This window comes from Ornithinibacillus sp. FSL M8-0202, from assembly GCF_037975285.1.
GTDB classification, from domain to species: Bacteria; Bacillota; Bacilli; order Bacillales; family Amphibacillaceae; genus Ornithinibacillus; species Ornithinibacillus massiliensis.
In genome coordinates this window covers 3,014,721-3,035,845 of the sequence record NZ_CP150248.1, presented here as the reverse complement: position 1 = coordinate 3,035,845, position 21,125 = coordinate 3,014,721, and the positions used below count along the sequence as shown (strand labels likewise).

At 37.5% G+C, this 21,125-nt stretch carries 22 protein-coding genes; all 22 read right to left on the bottom strand.

All coding sequences use genetic code 11. From position 1 onward, the window contains the following. Window positions 1-335 precede the first annotated feature (335 nt). The 22 genes from MKY78_RS15310 to MKY78_RS15205 all read right to left on the bottom strand — a co-directional run bounded on the left by MKY78_RS15310 (window position 336) and on the right by MKY78_RS15205 (window position 20,879). Window positions 336-1,808 (bottom strand): S41 family peptidase, encoded by a 1,473-nt coding sequence (locus MKY78_RS15310; protein WP_339213894.1) that lies wholly within the window; start codon window positions 1,806-1,808, stop codon window positions 336-338. Window positions 1,809-1,999: 191 nt separating this feature from the next. Next, entirely contained in the window at window positions 2,000-3,346 is a 1,347-nt protein-coding gene (locus tag MKY78_RS15305) for a peptidoglycan DD-metalloendopeptidase family protein (protein ID WP_339213892.1), read from the bottom strand. 115 nt (window positions 3,347-3,461) lie between these two features. Then, a complete protein-coding gene (ftsX, locus tag MKY78_RS15300) occupies window positions 3,462-4,355 on the bottom strand; it encodes a permease-like cell division protein FtsX (RefSeq protein WP_339213890.1) in 894 nt (297 codons plus the stop codon). Then, on the bottom strand, window positions 4,345-5,031 hold the full coding sequence (gene ftsE / locus MKY78_RS15295; protein ID WP_339213888.1) for a cell division ATP-binding protein FtsE: 687 nt from the start codon (window positions 5,029-5,031) through the stop codon (window positions 4,345-4,347). Before ftsE ends, ftsX begins: the two co-directional genes overlap by 11 nt. A 932-nt stretch (window positions 5,032-5,963) precedes the next feature. After that, complete coding sequence (locus MKY78_RS15290) at window positions 5,964-6,317, bottom strand: cytochrome c (RefSeq protein ID WP_339213886.1); 354 nt, start codon at window positions 6,315-6,317, stop codon at window positions 5,964-5,966. A gap of 162 nt (window positions 6,318-6,479) precedes the next feature. After that, window positions 6,480-7,578 (bottom strand): peptide chain release factor 2 gene (prfB, locus tag MKY78_RS15285; RefSeq protein WP_339217932.1). Its coding sequence is split into 2 segments (ribosomal slippage): window positions 6,480-7,514 and window positions 7,516-7,578, totalling 1,098 coding nucleotides; the frame shifts between segments, so codons are not numbered across the junction. Window positions 7,579-7,668: 90 nt separating this feature from the next. Further along, complete coding sequence (gene secA / locus MKY78_RS15280) at window positions 7,669-10,182, bottom strand: preprotein translocase subunit SecA (RefSeq protein WP_339213884.1); 2,514 nt, start codon at window positions 10,180-10,182, stop codon at window positions 7,669-7,671. Between the two features lie 315 nt (window positions 10,183-10,497). Continuing rightward, complete coding sequence (gene raiA, locus MKY78_RS15275; RefSeq protein WP_339213882.1) at window positions 10,498-11,046, bottom strand: ribosome-associated translation inhibitor RaiA; 549 nt, start codon at window positions 11,044-11,046, stop codon at window positions 10,498-10,500. 202 nt (window positions 11,047-11,248) lie between these two features. Next, the gene (locus MKY78_RS15270) at window positions 11,249-11,602 is read right to left on the bottom strand and encodes a flagellar protein FliT (RefSeq protein WP_339213880.1); all 354 of its coding nucleotides are present in this window, start codon (window positions 11,600-11,602) and stop codon (window positions 11,249-11,251) included. Then, window positions 11,602-12,003 carry a flagellar export chaperone FliS gene (fliS, locus tag MKY78_RS15265; RefSeq protein WP_339213878.1) on the bottom strand — a complete coding sequence of 134 codons (402 nt, stop codon included), beginning with the start codon at window positions 12,001-12,003 and terminating at the stop codon, window positions 11,602-11,604. The genes MKY78_RS15270 and fliS overlap by 1 nt, the downstream gene beginning before the upstream one ends. Before the next feature lie 29 nt (window positions 12,004-12,032). Further along, window positions 12,033-13,571 carry a flagellar hook-associated protein 2 gene (locus tag MKY78_RS15260; protein ID WP_339213876.1) on the bottom strand — a complete coding sequence of 513 codons (1,539 nt, stop codon included), beginning with the start codon at window positions 13,569-13,571 and terminating at the stop codon, window positions 12,033-12,035. A gap of 15 nt (window positions 13,572-13,586) precedes the next feature. After that, a complete protein-coding gene (gene flaG, locus MKY78_RS15255) occupies window positions 13,587-13,934 on the bottom strand; it encodes a flagellar protein FlaG (RefSeq protein WP_339213874.1) in 348 nt (115 codons plus the stop codon). A gap of 67 nt (window positions 13,935-14,001) precedes the next feature. Further along, window positions 14,002-14,229: a carbon storage regulator CsrA gene (gene csrA / locus MKY78_RS15250; protein ID WP_339213872.1), complete on the bottom strand. Its 228-nt coding sequence runs from the start codon at window positions 14,227-14,229 to the stop codon at window positions 14,002-14,004. Window positions 14,230-14,231: 2 nt separating this feature from the next. Beyond that, entirely contained in the window at window positions 14,232-14,684 is a 453-nt protein-coding gene (gene fliW, locus MKY78_RS15245; protein ID WP_339213870.1) for a flagellar assembly protein FliW, read from the bottom strand. Between the two features lie 6 nt (window positions 14,685-14,690). Continuing rightward, a complete protein-coding gene (locus MKY78_RS15240; RefSeq protein WP_339217930.1) occupies window positions 14,691-15,245 on the bottom strand; it encodes a DUF6470 family protein in 555 nt (184 codons plus the stop codon). 124 nt (window positions 15,246-15,369) lie between these two features. Beyond that, entirely contained in the window at window positions 15,370-16,254 is an 885-nt protein-coding gene (gene flgL, locus MKY78_RS15235) for a flagellar hook-associated protein FlgL (protein ID WP_339213868.1), read from the bottom strand. Between the two features lie 9 nt (window positions 16,255-16,263). Further along, the gene (flgK, locus tag MKY78_RS15230; protein WP_339213866.1) at window positions 16,264-17,727 is read right to left on the bottom strand and encodes a flagellar hook-associated protein FlgK; all 1,464 of its coding nucleotides are present in this window, start codon (window positions 17,725-17,727) and stop codon (window positions 16,264-16,266) included. Window positions 17,728-17,755: 28 nt separating this feature from the next. Beyond that, entirely contained in the window at window positions 17,756-18,244 is a 489-nt protein-coding gene (locus MKY78_RS15225; protein ID WP_339213864.1) for a flagellar protein FlgN, read from the bottom strand. A 16-nt stretch (window positions 18,245-18,260) separates the two neighbouring features. Continuing rightward, window positions 18,261-18,524 carry a flagellar biosynthesis anti-sigma factor FlgM gene (gene flgM, locus MKY78_RS15220; RefSeq protein WP_339213862.1) on the bottom strand — a complete coding sequence of 88 codons (264 nt, stop codon included), beginning with the start codon at window positions 18,522-18,524 and terminating at the stop codon, window positions 18,261-18,263. A 75-nt stretch (window positions 18,525-18,599) separates the two neighbouring features. Then, the gene (locus MKY78_RS15215) at window positions 18,600-19,022 is read right to left on the bottom strand and encodes a TIGR03826 family flagellar region protein (protein WP_339213860.1); all 423 of its coding nucleotides are present in this window, start codon (window positions 19,020-19,022) and stop codon (window positions 18,600-18,602) included. Window positions 19,023-19,067: 45 nt separating this feature from the next. Next, window positions 19,068-19,496 (bottom strand): phosphoribosyltransferase family protein, encoded by a 429-nt coding sequence (locus MKY78_RS15210; RefSeq protein ID WP_339213858.1) that lies wholly within the window; start codon window positions 19,494-19,496, stop codon window positions 19,068-19,070. A 255-nt stretch (window positions 19,497-19,751) separates the two neighbouring features. Continuing rightward, on the bottom strand, window positions 19,752-20,879 hold the full coding sequence (locus MKY78_RS15205) for a DEAD/DEAH box helicase (protein ID WP_339213856.1): 1,128 nt from the start codon (window positions 20,877-20,879) through the stop codon (window positions 19,752-19,754). Window positions 20,880-21,125 lie beyond the last annotated feature (246 nt).

The window sequence follows — 21,125 nt, the reverse complement described above, 5'->3', positions numbered from 1 at the left end:
TTGCTCCGGAAATATACGCTCATCCTTTGTTCACTAAGTGGACCAGGCTTTTCTCCTGCGCCAAGTGAGCCAGCTACTTAGTCTTGCTAGTAGACACAGGCATCACTAGGTCACAAGCGACGCTTTCTCCAGCAGGAGTCTACGTATATTTCCAGAGCTAATCTTGTGCATCATTCGGTTATCCATTCATTCTTTGGCTAACATCTCATGCTCCTAGAGGGCTTTTAGTTTGCCCTATCCATCCATAAAATGCTTTGTCTCTTTCCCGAGCTACCTTCTTGCATCATTCTAGTTTTGCTTTATTCCATCATGGTGTCAAATCCTCGGTGTCATAATTAATGTACCACTTCTAATGCTTTTTCTAATTGTTTATCATCTTCACCACTACGGATTTTTTCAATAATGCTCGATTCCAGTGTTCCAGCTGTTTCCTGGTCTACTTCCCCTGTAACCGTTAAATCATGATCCTTTTGGAAGGCTTTGACTGCTTCTTCTGTTGCCTTACTGAAATAACCGTCTGTTCTGTCAATATCATAGCCCAAGCCTTCTAGCATGATTTGAATATTTTCAATTTGGCTTCCAGAGTGATCCAGTGATAAAGGCTCATCTGTTACTTGTATTGGGGTTGTGAAATAATATTTCGGTTGTTCCACTTTCACAGTTGGCTCAACACCTTTTTCGTGAATCCAAGTTCCTTTTGGTGATAACCATTTGAAGAAGGTTAATTTAACTGTACTTCCATCACCTAATGGAACGGCTTGCTGCACTGTACCTTTTCCAAAACTATTCGTTCCAACTACATCATAACCAATTTCTTTCATCGCCACAGCTAATATTTCAGATGCCGATGCACTACCTTCGTCTACTAGAACAGAGATTGGATAATCCTTTTTCTTATCTAATGTAGAGTAATAAGGCGTTTTATTTCCACTTTGATCTTCAATTTGAATATATGGTATATCCTTTGGAACAAATAAATCTAAAATCTCTTCAACAGAATTTAAGAGTCCACCAGGATTCCCACGTACATCAATAACTAATCCTTCCATTCCATCATCTTCTAATGCTTTAAGCTGTGATTCAAAATCTTCTGCCGTTGTTTCAGCAAAATTAGTAATTTCAATTAGCCCTGTTTTCTTCCCATCAACAGTTTTCATTTCAGAATGAACGGTTTCGATTGGGATGGTGTCACGGACAATAGTAATTTGGAAAGGTTCTGTCGTTCCCTGACGTACAATAGTTAAGACGACTTCTGTTCCTTTTTCCCCACGAATTTTGGCAACTGCCTCGTTTAAATCAAGTCCTTCCAATGATTCTCCATCTACCTCTAGAACTTGATCGTTTGGTCGAAGTCCTACCTTTTCTGCTGGGGAATCTTTAATAGGCGATACAATCGTCACCATTCCATTAACCATACTAACCTCAGCACCAATACCTTCAAATGAGGATTCAATTTGTTCATTAAACTGCTCCATTGTTTCAATATCCATATAGGAGCTGTACGGATCACCTAGTGTCGCAAGCATTCCTTGAATAGCACCTTCAATTAGTTGCTGCTCTTCAGCTCCCTCTAGATAATTATCCTTAATCAAATGATAGGCTTGAGCCACTTTTGACCATTGAGCTGGTAGCTCATTATTTCCCTTTGCCTCACCAGCCTCTTGTTTATTACTATCAAGATTATTCTCAGAGATAATGGATTCTTTTTCACTTGGTTGTGCAATTGCTGCTCCCACATATGCTCCAATAAAACCTAGAAATAAGGCTCCAACCAGTATCAGCACAATATGTACTTTATTCAATTTCATGATATCACCCCAGTATTAGTTATATGTTAGGTAGTTATCTTAAACACCAAAAACGAAATGATTATCGTTAAGATTCAAAACTACTTATTCTATAATCATATCGAAAAAGCGTAGCACACGCCAAACTTTTTTATTAAAGAAGAAAAGAAAAAAGCATTACACCGAATGTGTAATGCTCCTCCCCTATACGCTTAAGGTAAATAATCCATAGGATTTACATTATTTGTGTTAGGAGGATAAAAACCTATCCATCCACCTTTATGCACCTCAAAGTGTAAATGTGGGCCTGTAGAACGACCGGTTGAACCAATATAACCAATTAACTGACCTTGTTCTACGACTGTTCCATCTTCAACGGCAAAACCATTTAAATGGCCATATAGCGTTGTATAATCAACTCCATCGATCTTCGTAACAACTAATATATGGTTACCATACGTGTCAGATAAGTTACCTCTTACGGCTACACCATTTGTGGCAGCATAAACCGGTGTACCAGTAGGGGCTGCAATATCTATTCCAAGATGATAACTTACTTGTCCAGTAATTGGATCAACACGTTGTCCCCACTGAGATGAAAGCCTTCCTGAAGCTGGCCAAATGAAGGAAGAACTATTCACTGCACCCGTTTCAGGGCTTGATAACTGGCTAAGATTATTTTCTGCGACCTCTTTTGCTTTCGCTACCGCCTCTTCTTGTTTACGAATCATTGCTTGTTCATCTTCCAACGTAAACATGAATTCCTCTAACTCTTCATGCTCTTTCTCCAGTTGTGCTAGCAGACGCTTTCTTTCCGACTTTTGTTCATCTAGTTGACTTTGTAATGCAACTAGCTCTCTCTTTTGATCTTCTAATACTAGCTTTTTCTGTTCCACATCATTTCGTTTTGCTTCGATTTCTTTCTTGTTCTCTTGCACCGTTCGTTTTTTCGTTTCAACATCAGCCTTGTCTTTTTCTAATGATTCAATAATCGTTTTATCTTGGTCCATCATAACATTGACAGCGGCCGCTCTTGAAATAAAATCAGAAAAGCTTTTAGACCCGAGAATGACTTCTAAGTATTTTATCGGTCCACCATTCTTTTGAATAGAGCGAAGTCGATCCACTAGTAATGCTTCCCGTTCCTCGATACGGTCTAGTAATATCTCAATCTCATCTTCTAGCTGTTTAATTTGATCGGTTAGATCATCAATCGTATTCGTTAGCTCATAGATCTCATTGTTCGTCGTATCGATTTCACCCTGTTTGGAAGCAATATCTTCCTCCGTATTTGCTAAATCCTGTTCAATCGATTCAATTTGTCCTTGAACGGTACCCTGCTTATTTAAATTTTCTTGGATTTTCTCTTCTGTATCATTTTTATTCGTTTGTACTTCTTCCTTCTGTTCTTCTAGCTGCAACTGTTCCTTCTCAAGTTCCTCGATTTCTTGCTGGAGCTCTTCTTTCGTTTGAGCGAAAACCTGGTTTACATCAATCAAGATGGACATAAAGGCGAACAGTCCAATCAGTAAACCAGTTATTGCTAACTTTTTTGTCATCGATCTTCCCCCTGTTACCAAGTAATCTAGAAAACTATTATTTTTCGTATGTAAAATCTATTGTGGAAAAGATATAGGACCTTCCCCTACCTTTTCCACATGGTTCAAAACACTATTAAACTTTCAAGAATTTGCGTACACTCATCAAACTTCCCCACATTCCAATTCCAGCACCTATCACTAGAATAATAAGCGCTAATTGCCATGCGAAGGGATTAAATGGTAACACTTCTACAAAGCCGATAGTCTGCACCGTAGTTATACTAGATTCAATCCATTTATATCCACCTAATACTGCCGAAATAGGGATGATTGATCCTAATACACCTAGTAATAATCCTTCAATGAAAAATGGTCCACGAATAAATCCATTCGTTGCTCCTACTAACTTCATAATTCCAATTTCTCTACTTCTTGCCATGATCGTTAATTTAATCGTATTGGAAATTAAGAAAATAGCAGTTAATACAAGACCAGCGATTAGGATAATTCCTATTGTTCTAGCATAATCGGTAAATTTAAAGAGATTTTGTGCAACGTCTTCCCCGTACGTAACTGAATCTACTCCATCAAGCTCAGCAACCGCTTTTGCAATACCTGTCGTTTGCTGTGGTTCATCTGCCTTCACAATATAGGCATGGTTTAATGGGTTATCATTTTTAAATCCACCCCATACGTCTCCACCATCACCCATGCTATCAATCAAGCTATTAAGTTCATCATCTTTAGATGAAAACACTACACTTGCTACATTAGGGATTTTTTCAATCTCTTTTCCTAGTGCGATGACTTGTTCATCATCTGCGGCTAAATCAATGAGGACCTTCACAACGACATCCTCTTCCACTTTCTTTGCCATATGATTAAGGTTTAAAATTAAACCTAAAAACGCACCTACTAAAAGTAATGTAACCGTTACAGCTCCGACCGAGGCTACAGTCATCCAGCCGTTGCGATATATGTTTTTTGCACCTTCACGAAAATGTCTTTTGATAGTTCTAGCTTTCATAGCCGTATTCACCTCGATGCTCGTCTCTTACAATTTCGCCATCTTCAATTGCAATAACACGTTTTTTAATTGTATTTACGATTTCCTTACTATGGGTTGCCATGATAATGGTTGTCCCACTATTATTGATTTGCTCAAATACTCGCATAATTTCCCATGATGTTTCCGGATCTAAGTTACCAGTCGGTTCATCAGCAATAACGATTTTAGGATGGTTTACAATTGCCCTAGCAATGGATACACGTTGCTGCTCTCCGCCAGATAATTCACTCGGATAGAAGCGAGCTTTATTTTTTAACCCTACTAAATCCAATACTTCCATTACACGTTTTCGAATATTACGAGGAGATTCCTCTATAACCTCTAGTGCAAACGCAACATTTTCATAGATTGATAATTTAGGAAGCAAACGGAAATCCTGGAAGATAACCCCAATATTCCGTCGAAGTAATGGAACTTCCTTTTCTTTGATTTCACTGACATCTTTATTGTTTATGAAAATTTGTCCCTTTGTCGGTTTTATCTCACGATACATAAGCTTAATAAAAGATGATTTCCCTGCGCCAGATGGTCCGACTATGTATACGAATTCACCTTGATCAATTTCGACATTAATTCCATTTAAAGCTGTCACACCGTTATCATACATTTTATATAAATCCTTCATTAATATCATTTATAATCACCTTTATTATTATAGTTAGTCAAAAAGCCTTATATTGTACAAGATTCTTTTACATTATAACATCAATCAACAACTTTTTTTGACAAAAAAATATTACATTTATATTTCAACGGTAAAATTTCTGGGAATATTGTAGGATTATGACAACTCGTGTGCTTTTTTATAGGTATAAAGTAGTATATCAAACCCAAAAGAGCATCGATAGCCGTTTTCTGTTACCTTTTTATTCTCTTCCTCGCGAAAAAGGGCACTGATTGCATCTCTCTGTTACCTTTTTATCCTCTCTCTCGCAAAAAAGGGCACTGACATTGTCCCTCTGTTACCTTTTTACTCTCATCCCACCGAAAAAGGGCACTGATACTGTCCCTCTGTTACCTTTTTACTCTCATCCCACCGAAAAAGGGCACTGATAGCATCTCTCTGTTACCTTTTTACTCTCTTCCTCGCGAAAAAGGGCACTGATATTGTCCCTCTATTACCTTTTCGCCCTCTCCCTCCCGAAAAAGGGCACTGACATTGTCCCTCTGTTACCTTTTTATCCTCTCTCTCGCGAAAAAGGGCACTGACATTGTCCCTCTGTTACCTTTTTACTCTCATCCCACCGAAAAAGGGCACTGATTGCATCTCTCTGTTACCTTTTTACTCTCTTCCTCGCGAAAAAGGGCACTGATATTGTCCCTCTATTACCTTTTCGCCTTCTCCCTACTGAAAAAGGGCACTGACACTTTTCCTCTGTTACCTTTTTTAACTCGCTCAATCGATAAAGGGCACTGACCGATCTTCTCCTTCCTCCCATCGCTCAACCGAAGGACACTGAAACACTCTCCATCGCCCCAACAGTAAAAGTACCGTTCCAAACAACAAAAAAAGCTTAAACTGAATCTCATCATTCAGCTTAAGCTTTGCTATTTTTCATTATCATGTTATTTCTTCTCTGCTAGCCAATCAGATAGTTGTTGAATTTCTTCATCTGAAAGCTTATTCGCAAAACCAGGCATTCCACCATTTGTACCGTTAGCAATGATATCTTGTAATTCTTCGGATGAAAATTCTGCACCAATTTGTGTTAAATCAACACCAGCACCACCTGCAAGATTAGCACCATGACAAGCTGCACAGTTTGCTTGATAAATATCTTCTGCGGAGGCTACAGCTTCACCACCATCCGTTTGACCTGAATCATTTACTGCACCATTATCATCTGCTTCATTTTCTCCACCACATGCACCAAGTACGAATACTGTTCCAAATAAAATTGCGAATAACCATTTTTTCATATTAAAAATCCCCCAATCATTAGAATATCTATACATCATTTAGTATATCCCTTCTAATTAAATATACCAGCCACAAAATTGCCACATTTTGGCTAAAGATGAATATTCATCTAGTTTCACACCAGTTTTTGACAATTTTAAGAAATTAAAAATGCAATCTTATTATAATTGTGAACGTAAATAAGCATCAATAAACAAATCAATTTCGCCATCCATAACGGACTGTGTATTACCTGTTTCCACATTTGTACGATGGTCTTTTACCATGGAATATGGATGGAATACATAAGAACGGATTTGACTGCCCCAGCCAATCTCTTTTTGCTCTCCACGAATTGCTGCTAACTCCTGCTGTTGCTTTTCAATTTCTAATTGGTATAGCTTTGATTTTAACATTTTCATGGCTGCTTCACGGTTTTTAATTTGTGAACGTTCATTTTGGCAAGTAACAATGGTGTTCGTAGGAATATGGGTAATACGTACAGCAGAGTCTGTCGTATTAATATGCTGTCCTCCAGCACCACTTGCACGATACGTATCTACCTTAATATCTTCTGAACGTATCTCAATGTCTACATCATCATTCATTTCAGGTGTTACATCACAGGATACGAATGATGTATGTCTACGACCAGAGGAATCAAATGGTGAAATACGTACTAAACGATGTACCCCTTTTTCCGCCTTTAGATAACCATAAGCATTATGTCCCTTAATTAATAAGGTAACACTTTTTACACCAGCCTCTTCTCCAGGAAGATAATCAATTGTTTCAACGGAAAAATTATGCTGTTCCGCCCAACGCTGATACATACGAAGTAGCATGCTTGCCCAGTCCTGTGATTCTGTTCCCCCAGCGCCTGGATGCAGTTCTAGGATTGCATTGTTGGCATCATATGGTTCACTTAATAACATTTGTAATTCGAAGTCATTGATTTCCTTTTTTAACGAGCTAAGTTCTTCTTCTAATTCCGTTAATAGCTCAGCATCATTTTCTTCCTTTGCTAGTTCGTAGGTTACTTCTAGGTCTTCATAGCGATTGTTTATCCCTTCGAAGCTATTTACGAAGTTCTTTAAACCATTTGCCTCGTTAATCACTGTTTGGGCTGCGTTTTGGTCATCCCAGAATCCCGGAGCGGTCATGTCATGTTCTAATTCTTGTATGCGTGCCTTTTTGACATCTAAGTCAAAGAGACCCCCTAAATTCCGCTATGCGGTTATTAATTTGATCAAGTTCGTTTCTAATTTCACTAAATTCCATCATGTCACCTCTAAAAATTTTGTTATATCCAATTAATTAATACCCTCAAAACGGTCTGACTCCGGTTGGGGTCAGACCGCTTTAGATAGTTTATTTTCCGTGGCAGTTTTTATATTTTTTACCACTGCCACATGGACATGGATCGTTTCTGCCTACCGTTTCTTTTTTCACATATGGTTTGCGGACTTTTTTCTTTTCTTCACCGCCACCTGATACTGCTTGGGTGTTTTTCACTACTGCTTGTCGCTTTAAGTTATCTCGTATTTCAGCTTTCATAATATAACGAGCAACTTCATCCTCGATACTTTCTACCATTGCCTCAAACATGGCAAATCCTTCTAATTGATATTCACGTAATGGATCATTCTGACCGTATGCACGTAAATGAATACCTTGACGAAGCTGATCCATTTGGTCTATGTGGTCCATCCACTTCGTATCTACTGTTCTTAACAGAATAACTTTTTCAAATTCACGCATCTGCTCTTCATCAAGCTCTTCTTCTTTCTGATCATAACGGGCGCGAACTTTATCCATAATTAATGCATGAATTTCTTCTGTTTCTAGCCCTTTCAGATCGTCTACAGATAAGGAATCCTGTTCTAACAAGTTACCCTGTACGTATTCAACAATAGCTTGTAAATCCCATTTATCTTCTTCATCATCTTGCGTGTGGGTATTAACAACACGTTCTAATGAAGAACTTATCATATTCTCAATAATGGTACGTAATTCATTACCCTTCGCATCGATAACTTCAAAGCGTTGTTTGTAAATAATCTCACGCTGTTCCCTTAATACATCATCATATGATAGAACATTCTTACGTGCATCATAGTTATTACCTTCTACACGTTTTTGTGCGGATTCTACAGCTCGTGATACGAATTTATTCACAATAGGTTGATCATCATCCATACCCATCTTATCCATCATATTTCTAAGATTATCAGATCCAAATCGACGCATCAATTCATCTTCCATCGATAAATAGAACTGCGACATACCTGGGTCTCCTTGACGACCAGAACGTCCGCGTAACTGGTTATCAATACGTCTTGATTCATGGCGCTCTGTTCCTATTACAGCTAATCCGCCAAGCTCTAATACTCCCTCACCAAGCTTAATATCTGTACCACGGCCGGCCATGTTCGTTGCAATTGTAACGGCACCCTTTTGACCAGCTTGCTCGATGATTTCTGCTTCACGGAAATGGTTTTTCGCGTTTAAAACATTGTGCTTAACACCAGCTTTTTTCAAATACTGGGAAATTAACTCAGACGTTTCAACCGCTACTGTACCAACTAGTACTGGTTGTCCGGCTTTATGACGCTCTTTAATATCTTCAACAACAGCTTTAAATTTGCCATTAATCGTCTTGTAAATCTTATCCGGGTGATCAATACGAGCAATCGGTTTATTAGTAGGAATTTCAACTACATACATGTTATAAATGCTGCGGAATTCCTCTTCTTCTGTCTTAGCAGTACCAGTCATACCAGCAAGCTTATTATACATCCGGAAATAGTTCTGGAAGGTGATAGACGCTAACGTCATACTTTCATTCTGTATCTTTAAGCCTTCCTTCGCCTCAATCGCTTGGTGCAATCCATCACTATAACGACGGCCCTTCATAAGACGGCCAGTAAATTGGTCTACTATTACTACTTCGCCATCTTCAACTACATAATCTGTATCCCGATGCATCGCAACATGTGCACGTAATGCCTGTCCAATGTGATGTGTTAACGTAACATGATTTAAATCAAACAGATTCTCCACATGGAAGTAGCTTTCCGCTTTATTAATTCCTTCTTCTGTAAGCTGTGTTCCTTTTGTTTTCTCGTCGTACGTATAATCCTCATCACGCTTTAAGGTGGCAACAAATGCATTTGCTTGTGTATATAAGGATGCTGACTTTTGAGCAGATCCGGAAATAATTAATGGTGTTCTTGCTTCATCAATTAATATCGAATCGACCTCATCAATAATTGCAAAATTTAAAGGACGTTGAACCATTTGCTCCTTATACAGAACCATATTATCTCTTAAGTAATCAAAGCCAAATTCGTTATTCGTACCATACGTAATGTCGGCTAAATACGCTTCTCGCTTTTCTTCTTTGGATAAACCATTTGTATTCAATCCCACTGTTAATCCAAGGAATTCAAATAATTGACCCATTTGCTTCGAGTCACGATCTGCCAAATAATCGTTCACAGTAATAACATGAACACCTTTACCAGAGATAGCATTCAAATATGCTGGCATAGTGGAAGCTAGTGTTTTACCTTCCCCTGTTTTCATCTCTGCGATGTTCCCTTCATGCAATACAATTGCTCCCATTAACTGAACAGGGAATGGACGCATGTTAAGAACGCGTTTTGATGCTTCACGAACTACAGCGTACGCTTCAACCAATAAGTCATCTAAGCTTTCTCCATTGGCATAGCGTGTTTTAAATTCCTCAGTCTTTTGTTGTAAAGCACTATCTGATAATTTCTCAATATCGGGTTCCAATGATTCAATTTGATCAACAATACGTTGGATTCGATTTAATTGTTTTTTATTCCCATCAAATATTTTTTTTAGAAAACCTGCCATCGTTACGCTCCTCAATCCTCATAGTGAACCAGACGTGTGTTACACATGCAACACCACTATTTACTTTTTATCATAAAAAATATGGTAATAGGTTCACCATTCATTTTATTTCTTCATGTTATAATTTTATTTATTAATATAATTACTTTATTATAATTATATTTATATAATTGGTTTACAATAATTAAATCTATATATTAAATAATAACACTACTTAATTGCATATGCCAACTACATACCTATGGGTTAGCACCATCCCTTTAAAAAAGATAAAAGGCGACCCACCGAAGGGATCGCCTGTAGGGATTAATTATATTAATGATTTGGTTCGATTAAACCATATTTGCCATCTTTGCGGCGATACACTACGTTCGTATCACCTGTTACAGCATTCTGGAACACATAGAATGCGTGTCCTAACAGGTCCATTTGTAATACCGCTTCTTCAGAATCCATTGGTTTTAAATCAAATCGTTTTGTTCTTACAATTTCAATTTCATCGGAGTCTTCTACTTCGTCTAACTTTTCAGCCAAATTAGTTGCTACAAACTTCGGAGCACCATTTTGACGGAATTTACGATTTACTTTTGTTTTATATTTACGAATTTGTCTTTCTAACTTATCAACCACTAAATCAATTGCAGCGTATAGATCAAGATGCTCTACTTCAGCTCTTAATAATAAACTAGTCATTGGAATTGTAACCTCAATACGCTGTTTGTTGTTGTAGACACTTAAATTCACATGTACATCTGATGTTAAGGGGCTCTCAAAATACTTTTCAAGCTTACCAATCTTCTTTTCTACGTACTCTCGAATTGCTTCGGTTACCGTAAGATTCTCACCGCGAATGTTGAATTTCATAAAGTGTCACTCCTTTTCTACCTTTGTATATAGTATACTATATTTACCCTTAAAATTCCTGCCTAAACATGTCCTTTTTTGTAAACCTAGCAGTTTCATATATGGATAATCCCCTTTAAAGACCTAGCCTCATGCGGTTTACACTTGATTTACAGTTAATTAAAAAAATAGCTTCCAGATTAAAAATCCGGAAGCTAATCTATTATTTACGCTTATCCATAAACATGCCATCCATCGTTTGGACCTTATCATATGGATTGGTATACTGGCGATTAGAATTCTTTTGTTTCTTTACCTGTTTCATTTCCATCTTTAATCCTTGGAATAAAAGATCCATCTTTTCTTGGACTTCCTTATTCAAAGGTAGAAGCTTCTTTCCCATTTCCAGCTCCTCTATTGTAAAGGGCTCTTTCACTTCCTCCATATAACTTCCTCGTTGTAAAAGGAGACTGTTTACCTCCTCAATCAACGTTTCTCTATCTTTGGAGGTTTCGTTGTTGGTTAGTAGTTGTTGCATTTTAACTGTAATTTCATAGATCGGTTGTACGCGATTCATTATACGTGTTCACCTTGTGCATGTTGTTTTTGTCTTGTTTTTAAGATGACCTGTTTCCACGTATCTCTAAAATCAACTACAAATCCTTCTACTTCTTCCAAAATACTAACATCATTTTTTAAATTTGCCTCCATAAGGCGATGATGGATATAGTCATATAAAGGCATTATTTGTTTGGAAATCTCCACTTCTTGATCCAGCGTAATCATTAGTTCTTGAATGATTCTTTGTGCCTTTTGAATATTTGTGTTTTTTGCTTCAATGTTATTAGCTTGTATATCCTTCATTGCTTGTTTAATAAATTTCAGACAGCCGTTATATAGCATAAGTGTTAACTCACCGCCAGAGGCAGTATTAACAGCATTATTCTGATATGCTTGATATGGTTTATTTAAAGCCATAAGGTAGAACTCCTTTTAAAAGAATTTGATTACATTCCACCGCCGAATTGGGATAATAATTGCATCGATTGATTATTCAAACGAGCAATGGCTTGTTCCATAGCACCGAATTGTCTCCAGTAACGACTCTCAATCGACACGAGACGTTTCTCAAAATCTGATATTCTTGTATTTAAATCTTTAATCCGTTTACCTAAGGAGTAATTATCTAATGAGCTTGTTGTAGTTTTACCTGCCCGTTCTTCAACACGCTTCATTGTCGATTCAATAGAATCTTCCAATCGGTTAATTAAGCCACGACTAGGATCATCCTTGGAAGAAGTATTGTTTGAAAATAACTTAAATACACCATCTGGGTCTTCTCGTAATGCTTTCTTCAATTCTTCTTCATTAACTTTAAGTTTTCCACCATTCATATAATCCGCTGTTGTTGAAATACCGATTTGCGTTAATGATGTAATTTCTCCACCGGTTTGAACATTAGCATACCAAGTCTGTCTCATAGAAGATAAGCCTGAGGTTAGGATAGAATCTCCACGAAGAATACCACTTTTAGCTTTTTCTTCCCAAAGCTCGATTTGTTTTTCATCCATTTCTGCCTTTTGTTCTTCTGTTAACGGCTTATAATCTCGAAAGCGTTCTTCTGTTTGTGATTTATTAATTAACTCTACTATTTCATTATACTTGTCGACAAAATTCATGATAGAGTCAAAAGCCGCATCGATATCATTTTCTACTGTAAGAGAAGTACTTTCCCCTTCTTTTGAAACACCTTTTAATGTTAATGTTAAACCATTAAATTCATAGGAATTATCTTTAGATTCAAAATCAAGACCATTATAGGTGAACTTCGCATCTGTACCACCTTGTTCATTCTCACTATTGATTCCTAGTGTAGTAGAAAAAAATGAGTTTGATCCACTATCAAATACGATTTCTGGCCCTTCATTATTATAGTTTCCAGTTCGAGTTGTTTCCAGAATGACTTGTTTAGCGGTGGTATCGTAAAAGGCTCGCACATTGTTATCATCTTTCGTTATACGTTTCAACACATCGTTTAATGAATCAGTCTCTGATACTGAGAATGTATGCTCAATCTTTTTACCATTCTCATCAAATGTAGAAAATTTAAATGTTTCACCAAATTCAATTCCATTTACAAGCTTATCTACTTGTTCTCCAAGAGGCTTCGAAGGGTCAAACGTTTCTCCTTTTTTCACAATACTGCTTGTACTTCTATTAATAGCACTAGAAGCCAATTGCGACACTGTAATATTATAAGACCCTTCCATCGCACTGGATGTAGCAGTTGCGGTTACTACACCACTATTAGAAGAACTTACTGCTTTCGAATTATATGTAGTACTTAATTTCATATCTAAAATCAAATCGTTATCCATTTCGTAAAGCTTTTGATAGATTTCACGGTATCCATCACGTTGCCATTCTAGCAAGGTTCGATCCTGCTGCATTCTATCTAATGGCATTCTCTCAGCCGCCATCATTTTTTGGATGATTTCATCCGTATTTATCCCTGATGCTAAGCCACCAATTCGCATATTATTCATTGCGTTTCACCCCTTTTATATCTTCTTATCAATTAAAAACCCCATGTACTCTCCCATTGCTGCGTACATATCCAATATCTTTTTAGGAGGAATTTCTTTAATCACCTCATCCGTGTTTGGATCAACAACAGCAACATAATATTCATTCAATTCTTCATGGAATTGAAATTTAAGACTAGTTTTTAACGGTTCAATAAAATCATTTAATTTTTCCACTGCTGTTTCTATCTGTTTCTTAGTGGATTCTGGATTCATTTTAACATTTAGTTCTTGCACAACAGTATTAGATTCTGCTAATTGTCTATGGTTGTTTTCACTGCTTTGCAAGGATTTTGTTCCAACTGATACAGATTCTACTCGCATCCTCTGCAACTCCTTACAAATATTTCTTCTTATATCGGTTTAAATAGAATAAATGTTTAGCAATGACTTATGAATCATTCTTGTTACTTAATAAATCGAACAAATCCGCTGAAACATTGGCTGCTTCATTATTCTGATTCTGTATTTCGATATAAATCTCCTTACGGTGTATTTCTACAGATTTCGGAGCAGTAATGCCAAGCTTAATTTGATCCCCTTCTATTGCTAATACTGTAATCTCTATATTATCACCAATTTGAATCGCTTCATTTCGCTTTCGTGTTAGTACTAGCATTACTACACCCCTTTTCCAGCTGTAGTCGGTTTAATGGATGCCTTGCTTTCATATTTATCTGTATTCAATATATGCTGTTTACCAAGCATCTTTCTCTGATTAATAAGGACCGGCGCTTTAAGGTTAATGGTACTAGACTCAAAGGGTGCCTTTAAGGTTACGATAGATGCTATTAAAACATCCTCTTCGCTGTTTATTTCCAAAGCTTCTATAGTAGAATCATCCAATTCAAATGTATATTCACTATAAAATTGATACGGATTCGTGACGACAAATGCAAGTGTTTCTGATTTTACTGATTGTAAAAATTGAAACACTGGGTTACCTGGGATATTTAGGAGTACAAATTCCTTCTCATCTACAAATCCAGGGATACCAGATTGAAAATATATGATTTGTTCTTTATCTATTACGACATCACCAAGATATTTAGTTGGTATTTTCAAGTCAACCACCCTTTCTTATTGTTTATCCGTTGGAAATAGATTTATAAAATCAATGTCTAGCTCTGCATCCTGAGCAAGCGAGATATCAACAGAGCCAGGTATATAGTTTATTTCCGGTTTGTTTACCTGCGTTTCGATGATCGGCTTGTTTGGTTTAATATCAATATCTACCTCTGAAGGCTGATAGTTAATGTTAACAGAGAATACGGATGGTATAAACTGGATACCTAATGGACGTTCTGGTCGAAAAGCATGTTGAACTGCTTGAGTAATGAGAGGGTTATCGGTATTTTCTATTTTCATCAGTTCCGTGCCTTGTTCTGCTCTTCTAGCCGTGCCTTCCTGCGCCCCCTGCATGCCTAATTGGGCGAATTCCTCAATCGATAGAGGGGCTGTTTTAAGATTCATATCTGCCCAGGCTTGGGTTTGATCTATCGTGAGCTTGGACGGGATCGTTCTTATGGATAGTTCTGCATGTGGTTGGTGAATAGACAAGTCTGCTTTCGGTTGGCGAATTTCTTGCATAGCAGGCTGTGTCATCATAGTAATTCTAGCCATTTGAGATTGCATCCTAATTTGTGGTAATTCCATTCCAATCCATCCCTCATTTTAAAAAATTTAGCACCGTAAACGAAATAGACTTTTGGCAGTATCAAAAAGAAAACCCTAAACCCTTATTCGGGTTAGGGCTTGTTTACCTTAGAAAATCAATTAATGTTGGTTGAATGACTCTAGATCCTGTTGATAATGCTGCACGATGAATACTCTCTTGTGTAATAAGCTTCGTAATAACTTCCTCAAAATCAATATCTTCATTTTTCGACATCATTTGTGTAGCAGATATCTTTTGGGCACTAAGACGATTATCGATTAAATCTAAGCGATTCATTCTAGCCCCTAAATCGGCTCTGGCATTGAGAACATTGTCAATATTCTCATCAATCGAAGCGATACTAGATGCAATCGCTTCCTGGTCGATAGTGCCATCCTCACTATCTAGAGCATTGATTAATTCATCTATTCTACTAAACGCTTCACTTCCAAATATTTCATTAGCATTTACATTTGCTTTAATAACTATACCACTTGATACTTCAATATTTACTGGACTCGAATCCAAATCTGTTATATTAGTAGGATCTTTAATTGGTTTATCATCTGTCTTCGTACCATTAAAGATATATTTACCATTAACACTTGTATTGGCAATATCAACCAGATGCTGCTTAAGTTGTTCCACTTCCGCTTTTATGTTCATTCTTTCTGCATCATCATACGTATCATTACTCGCTTGAACAGCAAGTTCCCGAATTCGGTGAAGTGCTTTTGTTGCCTGATCTAATGCAGCGTCTGTATTGTCCATCCAGTTATGTACTTCCCCTGTATTACGTTGGAACTGTTCCACTTGTAATACTTGGGTACGATAGTCCATTCCTTTTACCGCAACAACAGGATCATCAGAAGGTCGGTTGATTTTTTTACCAGTAGTCAATTGATCCATATAGGTTCCCAGATTAGCGTAACTATTCGTTAAATTACGTAGCATATTATTAGATAACATTGATTGTGTTACACGCATTTCACATTCCTACCTTCCTACAATTCCCATATTGTTAATGATTCGGTCTAAAAGTTCATCCACTGCAGTCATACTTCTAGCTGCTGCGTTATAGGCATGTTGGAATTTAATCATATTCGTCATTTCCTCATCAAGTGAAACAGAGCTTACTGACATTCGTTGTTCCTCCACTTGGGAACGAAGGACTACTGTATTATCTGCCATTCGGTTTGCTTCCTGTGCTGCCACACCTAAGTTACCAATCATACTTTGGTAAAAGCCTTTTATCGACTTTCCATTAATAGCATCGTCTTCATTTTTATCTTCAAACATTTTGGCTAATTCTAATGCATTAGCTCCATTTCCACTATCTCCATTTTCACTAGCTGCAATTAAATTAGGGTCATCTACTAAACTAGCAACTACTGTCATGACGCCATCATTATATTGGAAGAAATCCGTTCCATCTTGACCATTCATATCTTTACCTTCTGCATGCTGTTCATTAAACTTATCAACAAAGGTTTGCGCCAACTCATCCAGCTGGTTAAGAAGTGATGTAAATGATACCGCGTTCTCATCTGCGTCATTTGTTCCTAGTACATCATTTAATGCTTTCAACGAGCCTGAAGGAAGGTCTACCGCTTCACCATTTAGCGTTATTTCCTTCTCTTCATTTAGACCAAACTCTACTGGTTCTTCGCCTGGTTCTAAAAGAAAAATAGGGGTAGGATAGGACTGTCCATTATCTTGTACTAATTCGATTCTAGCTAGACCATCCGCAATATCTAGTGCACTTTCTGAACTCGGATCTCGATGAACCTTTATATTCACAATACCGGATAATTTATCAATTAAGTTATCACGCTGGTCATATAGGTCATTTGTTACATAGCCATGTGGCTCGAGTTCTTTAATTTGATCATTAATTCGATTAATCTGACGAAGAATAGAATTTGCATCACCAATGGTTACATCAATCTGATTGCTAACATCTGCTTGCATCTTCGTTAGGTTTTCTCTTAGATAGTTAAATGTATCTGCTACTGCAAGCCCGCGTTGGACGACAACCGATCTAGCACCAGAATTTTCAGGATTACCCGCTAAATCCTGTAATGATTGCCAAAACTTGTCCATCGTGCTAGATAAACCACTTTCTGACGGTTCATTTAGAAGGCTCTCCACACGATAAAGGGATCCGGACATTGTTTCCCAATAGCTCGCTTTACTGTTTTCCGAACGAAATTGAAGATCTAAGAATTTATCCCGAATACGTTCCACAGACCCAGCTTGTACACCTTGTCCAAGTTGGCCAGGTATTTGTGGACGATTAATTGAACCACTTGGATAGCCTGGCAACGTCTCAAAATTAACACGTTGTCTCGTATAGCCTTCTGTATTCGCGTTTGAAATATTATGACCCGTTGTATATAAAGCGGATTGTTGGGTAAATAGCGCTCTTTTCGCCATTTCCAAGCCGTGGAATGTACTCATTTCATTTCTCCTTCGCTATTATTATTTCTTATGCTTTTGAATCAAAGACCGAGCGATTCATCTGTGATTGCTCTTGGTCTTTTCCATAATTCAAGTTTTTTAACGATGGGCTCAGTAAATCAATGGAAAGCTGAACAAACTGCATAGACTGTTGAATTAGTGCCATGTTCAATTGTTCCTGTTGCTTTAAATTCACGATAGCTTCCGTTAAGCGAACAGCACTTTCTTCTATCGCTTTCTGCTCTTCATGATTACTTAGTTGATTAACTAAATTAGTAACGGTTGCTTCCTCATTGGTTAGGCCATGATTCGCAAACCAATCCTCCACTTCTTTCTGCCGACTCTCTTCTAGTTGAGTGATTTGGTGTAGGATTTTACGTTCCTTTATTAATACAGGATGCAAATTTTCCACATTGCCTTCTTTAACGATAGCTGTTTTTTCCTTTGAAAGGTCTAACAATTGTTCATGAGCCACTATTAGCTTTTCGAGCTTTTCAATAATTACTTGTACGGACAATTGGTGAGTCCTCCTCTTATTGCTTCGACCAGAAATCGATCATTTTTTGTGCTGTTTTTTCAAAATCGATGGTATACTCGCCTGATTCAACACGATTCTTTATTTCTTGCACATATGCTTCACGCTTAGCATTTGCTTTTGTATTTTCCTGTAATTGCTTCGCTTGAGACGAAATCTGTAATTGATCCTGTGGCTTAGCGGATTTCTTCCTATCCATTTGCTGTTGGATTTGATTCTTATATGGGTTAAAATTCGTTTGATTAGGTCCATTTATTTTCATAAGATCACCTCACTAATAATCCGATCGAATTGATACTTACTTTCTATATCGGCATATTATCTATTAAGTAAAGTATTATCTACGATGTTTGTCTAACGTATAATAAATTTTCTCTTTTGCTTGCGATTCTTTATTCCGTTCTACTACTTTTTCAATCTTATCTATTTTATTCAGTTCCTTATGAAGTTCAACGGAACATGAAGTACATATTTTACCAGTCGTAATGGGGGTTCCACATCGTTCACATGGGTATCCGAGCTTTGGAAACATCGAAGTACGTAGTCTTTTTTCCTTAATAAATTTCGTTATTAATGTTTCCTCTACTCCTGTTGCTTCCACCACTTCTCGTAATGTAGCTTCTCGATTTTTTTGTTTTTTTAGAAATTCATATACTATCTTAAATGCAGCTTCTTCTTCCTTATAGCAATCTTGACAAATATCTCGAAGATTTTTCACAAATACTTTGCCACATTTTGTACAGTTGGTTAATTCAGCCATTTCCATCATTTCTCCTCATAACATTATCATACCACACCATACCAATTATCCACGAATTAACGTATAAGAATATACTTCGGGACATCCGGCATCTTTCAATAACTTGGCTGCATGACGTAACGTAGTACCTGTTGTATATATATCATCGACAAGAATGACAGGATTGTTTAGTTTTTCCTGCAATATAAATGGATTTTCAGAATAAATTCTTTCGTTTCGAGACTTTTTGGATTGTTTTTCACCGTGGGTGCGGGATAGGATATTCATTTTCTTAAGGGATAAAAATGAAGCTAACATTTCTGCTTGATTAAAACATCTCTCTTGGAGTCTTTCCATACTCAATGGAATTGGAATGATAACAGCATTTTTAATCGAAGCAAATGCTTTTTGGAAGTATGTGGTATAAGATTCTTCAAATACAGTACCGAGCTCATAATCTCCTCGGTATTTCCATTTCGCTATTATGTCTTGCATAAATGAGGAATACGTATAGACAGAATAATTACACTCGAGTACATCGACTCCATCATAATACCTTTCCCATCGCAAGCAATCATCACATAATTTAGCTTCTGTTACACGACTACACCGGTTACACCGATTTCCATTAAGGAGAGTCATCTGCCGTTTACAATTATCACAAATCTTGCTAGGCTTTGGCGGAAACAAAAAATTATCCCAGTCCAACTCTATATTTATTTCTTCATGACAGCATAAACAATTCACCCTCTAAAATCCCCCTCTTTTATTCATTTGCTTAATCGATTGGATGGCTTGAACCATTGCATCTGTTTTCCCTTCATGCAAGAATATTACCTCTCCGGTTGGATCATCTGCACTTCTTCCTGCCCTACCAGCTATTTGAACTAATGCCGCTTCATCAAATACCGTATGTCCTGCATCCAATACCATCACATCTACAGAAGGAAACGTAACCCCTCGCTCTAATATGGTAGTGGATATTAATAGATCAATTTCTCGATTTCTGAATTGATTAATCTTCTCTATTCTTTCCTCATCATCCGAATGAACAGAATCAATTGCTTGGAAAGGTAAATTCCTCATTTCCTTCAACATGGTCGCTAAGTTCTCCGCCAGCTCGATAGTTGGAACGAACAGTAGCATCTGCCGTTTCGGGTTTTCTCTATGGGTCATCCAGTTTATTAAAGGCTTAGGTAACTTATTTTGTTTCAATGATTTTCTCAAGGAATAACTTATGACCATTTGTGGAACAGGTAGTGGGTGGCCATGATAGCGAATCGGAACAAACGTATGTGGGAGCTGTTTACGTGCAATGCGATTACGAAGGTCTTGTCTTGGCGTCGCGGTTAAATAGATCGTGGTGCTAATCGATTTCTTTGCCCGGTTTACTGCGAAGGCCAGGCTGGGGTCATTATGATATGGGAAAGCGTCAATTTCATCAATAATCATGATATCAAAGGTTTTATGAAAGCGTAATAGCTGATGGGTTGTCGCAATAATGAGTTGTGTGGTTCCATCTCTCTCTTCACTTCCACCATATAAAGCTTGGATTGGTACTTCTTGAAAAGCGGACTGGATTCGTGGTTTCAATTCACGGACAACATCAGCACGAGGAGTGGCAATACAAATTCTTTTTCCAAGCTGTAATCCTTTTTCAATAGCCTCAAAAAGCATTTCGGTCTTTCCAGATCCACAAACCGCCCAAACTAAGTACGCTTCCATTCTATCCTGGATAGCTTGTACTAGTTTACTAGAAGCCTGTTGTTGAGCGGGAGTAAGTGCCCCCTTCCAGGTCATTGGCGACGGATAGTTAGTCCAAGTTGGCTCTTCACCCGAATAATAATATAACGACTCACATTCCATCACTCTACCCATTTGAATACAATTCCTACAGTAAAGATGTGTCCTATTACATTTAGCACAGGGTATCTTGCCAAATAAGGAGTGCTTCTGATTTCCACAGCGCATACATGTAAAGGAAAATAGCTTTCTCCTTATAGATGGGATTGAGGTAAACAGTTGGAGATTAGCATCAGCAGGAAGTTCCGATTGGAGAAGTAATTTACCAGCGTATGGATATATATCAGGAGGTTGTTTGGAAGATTCTAATATATTCGTCAT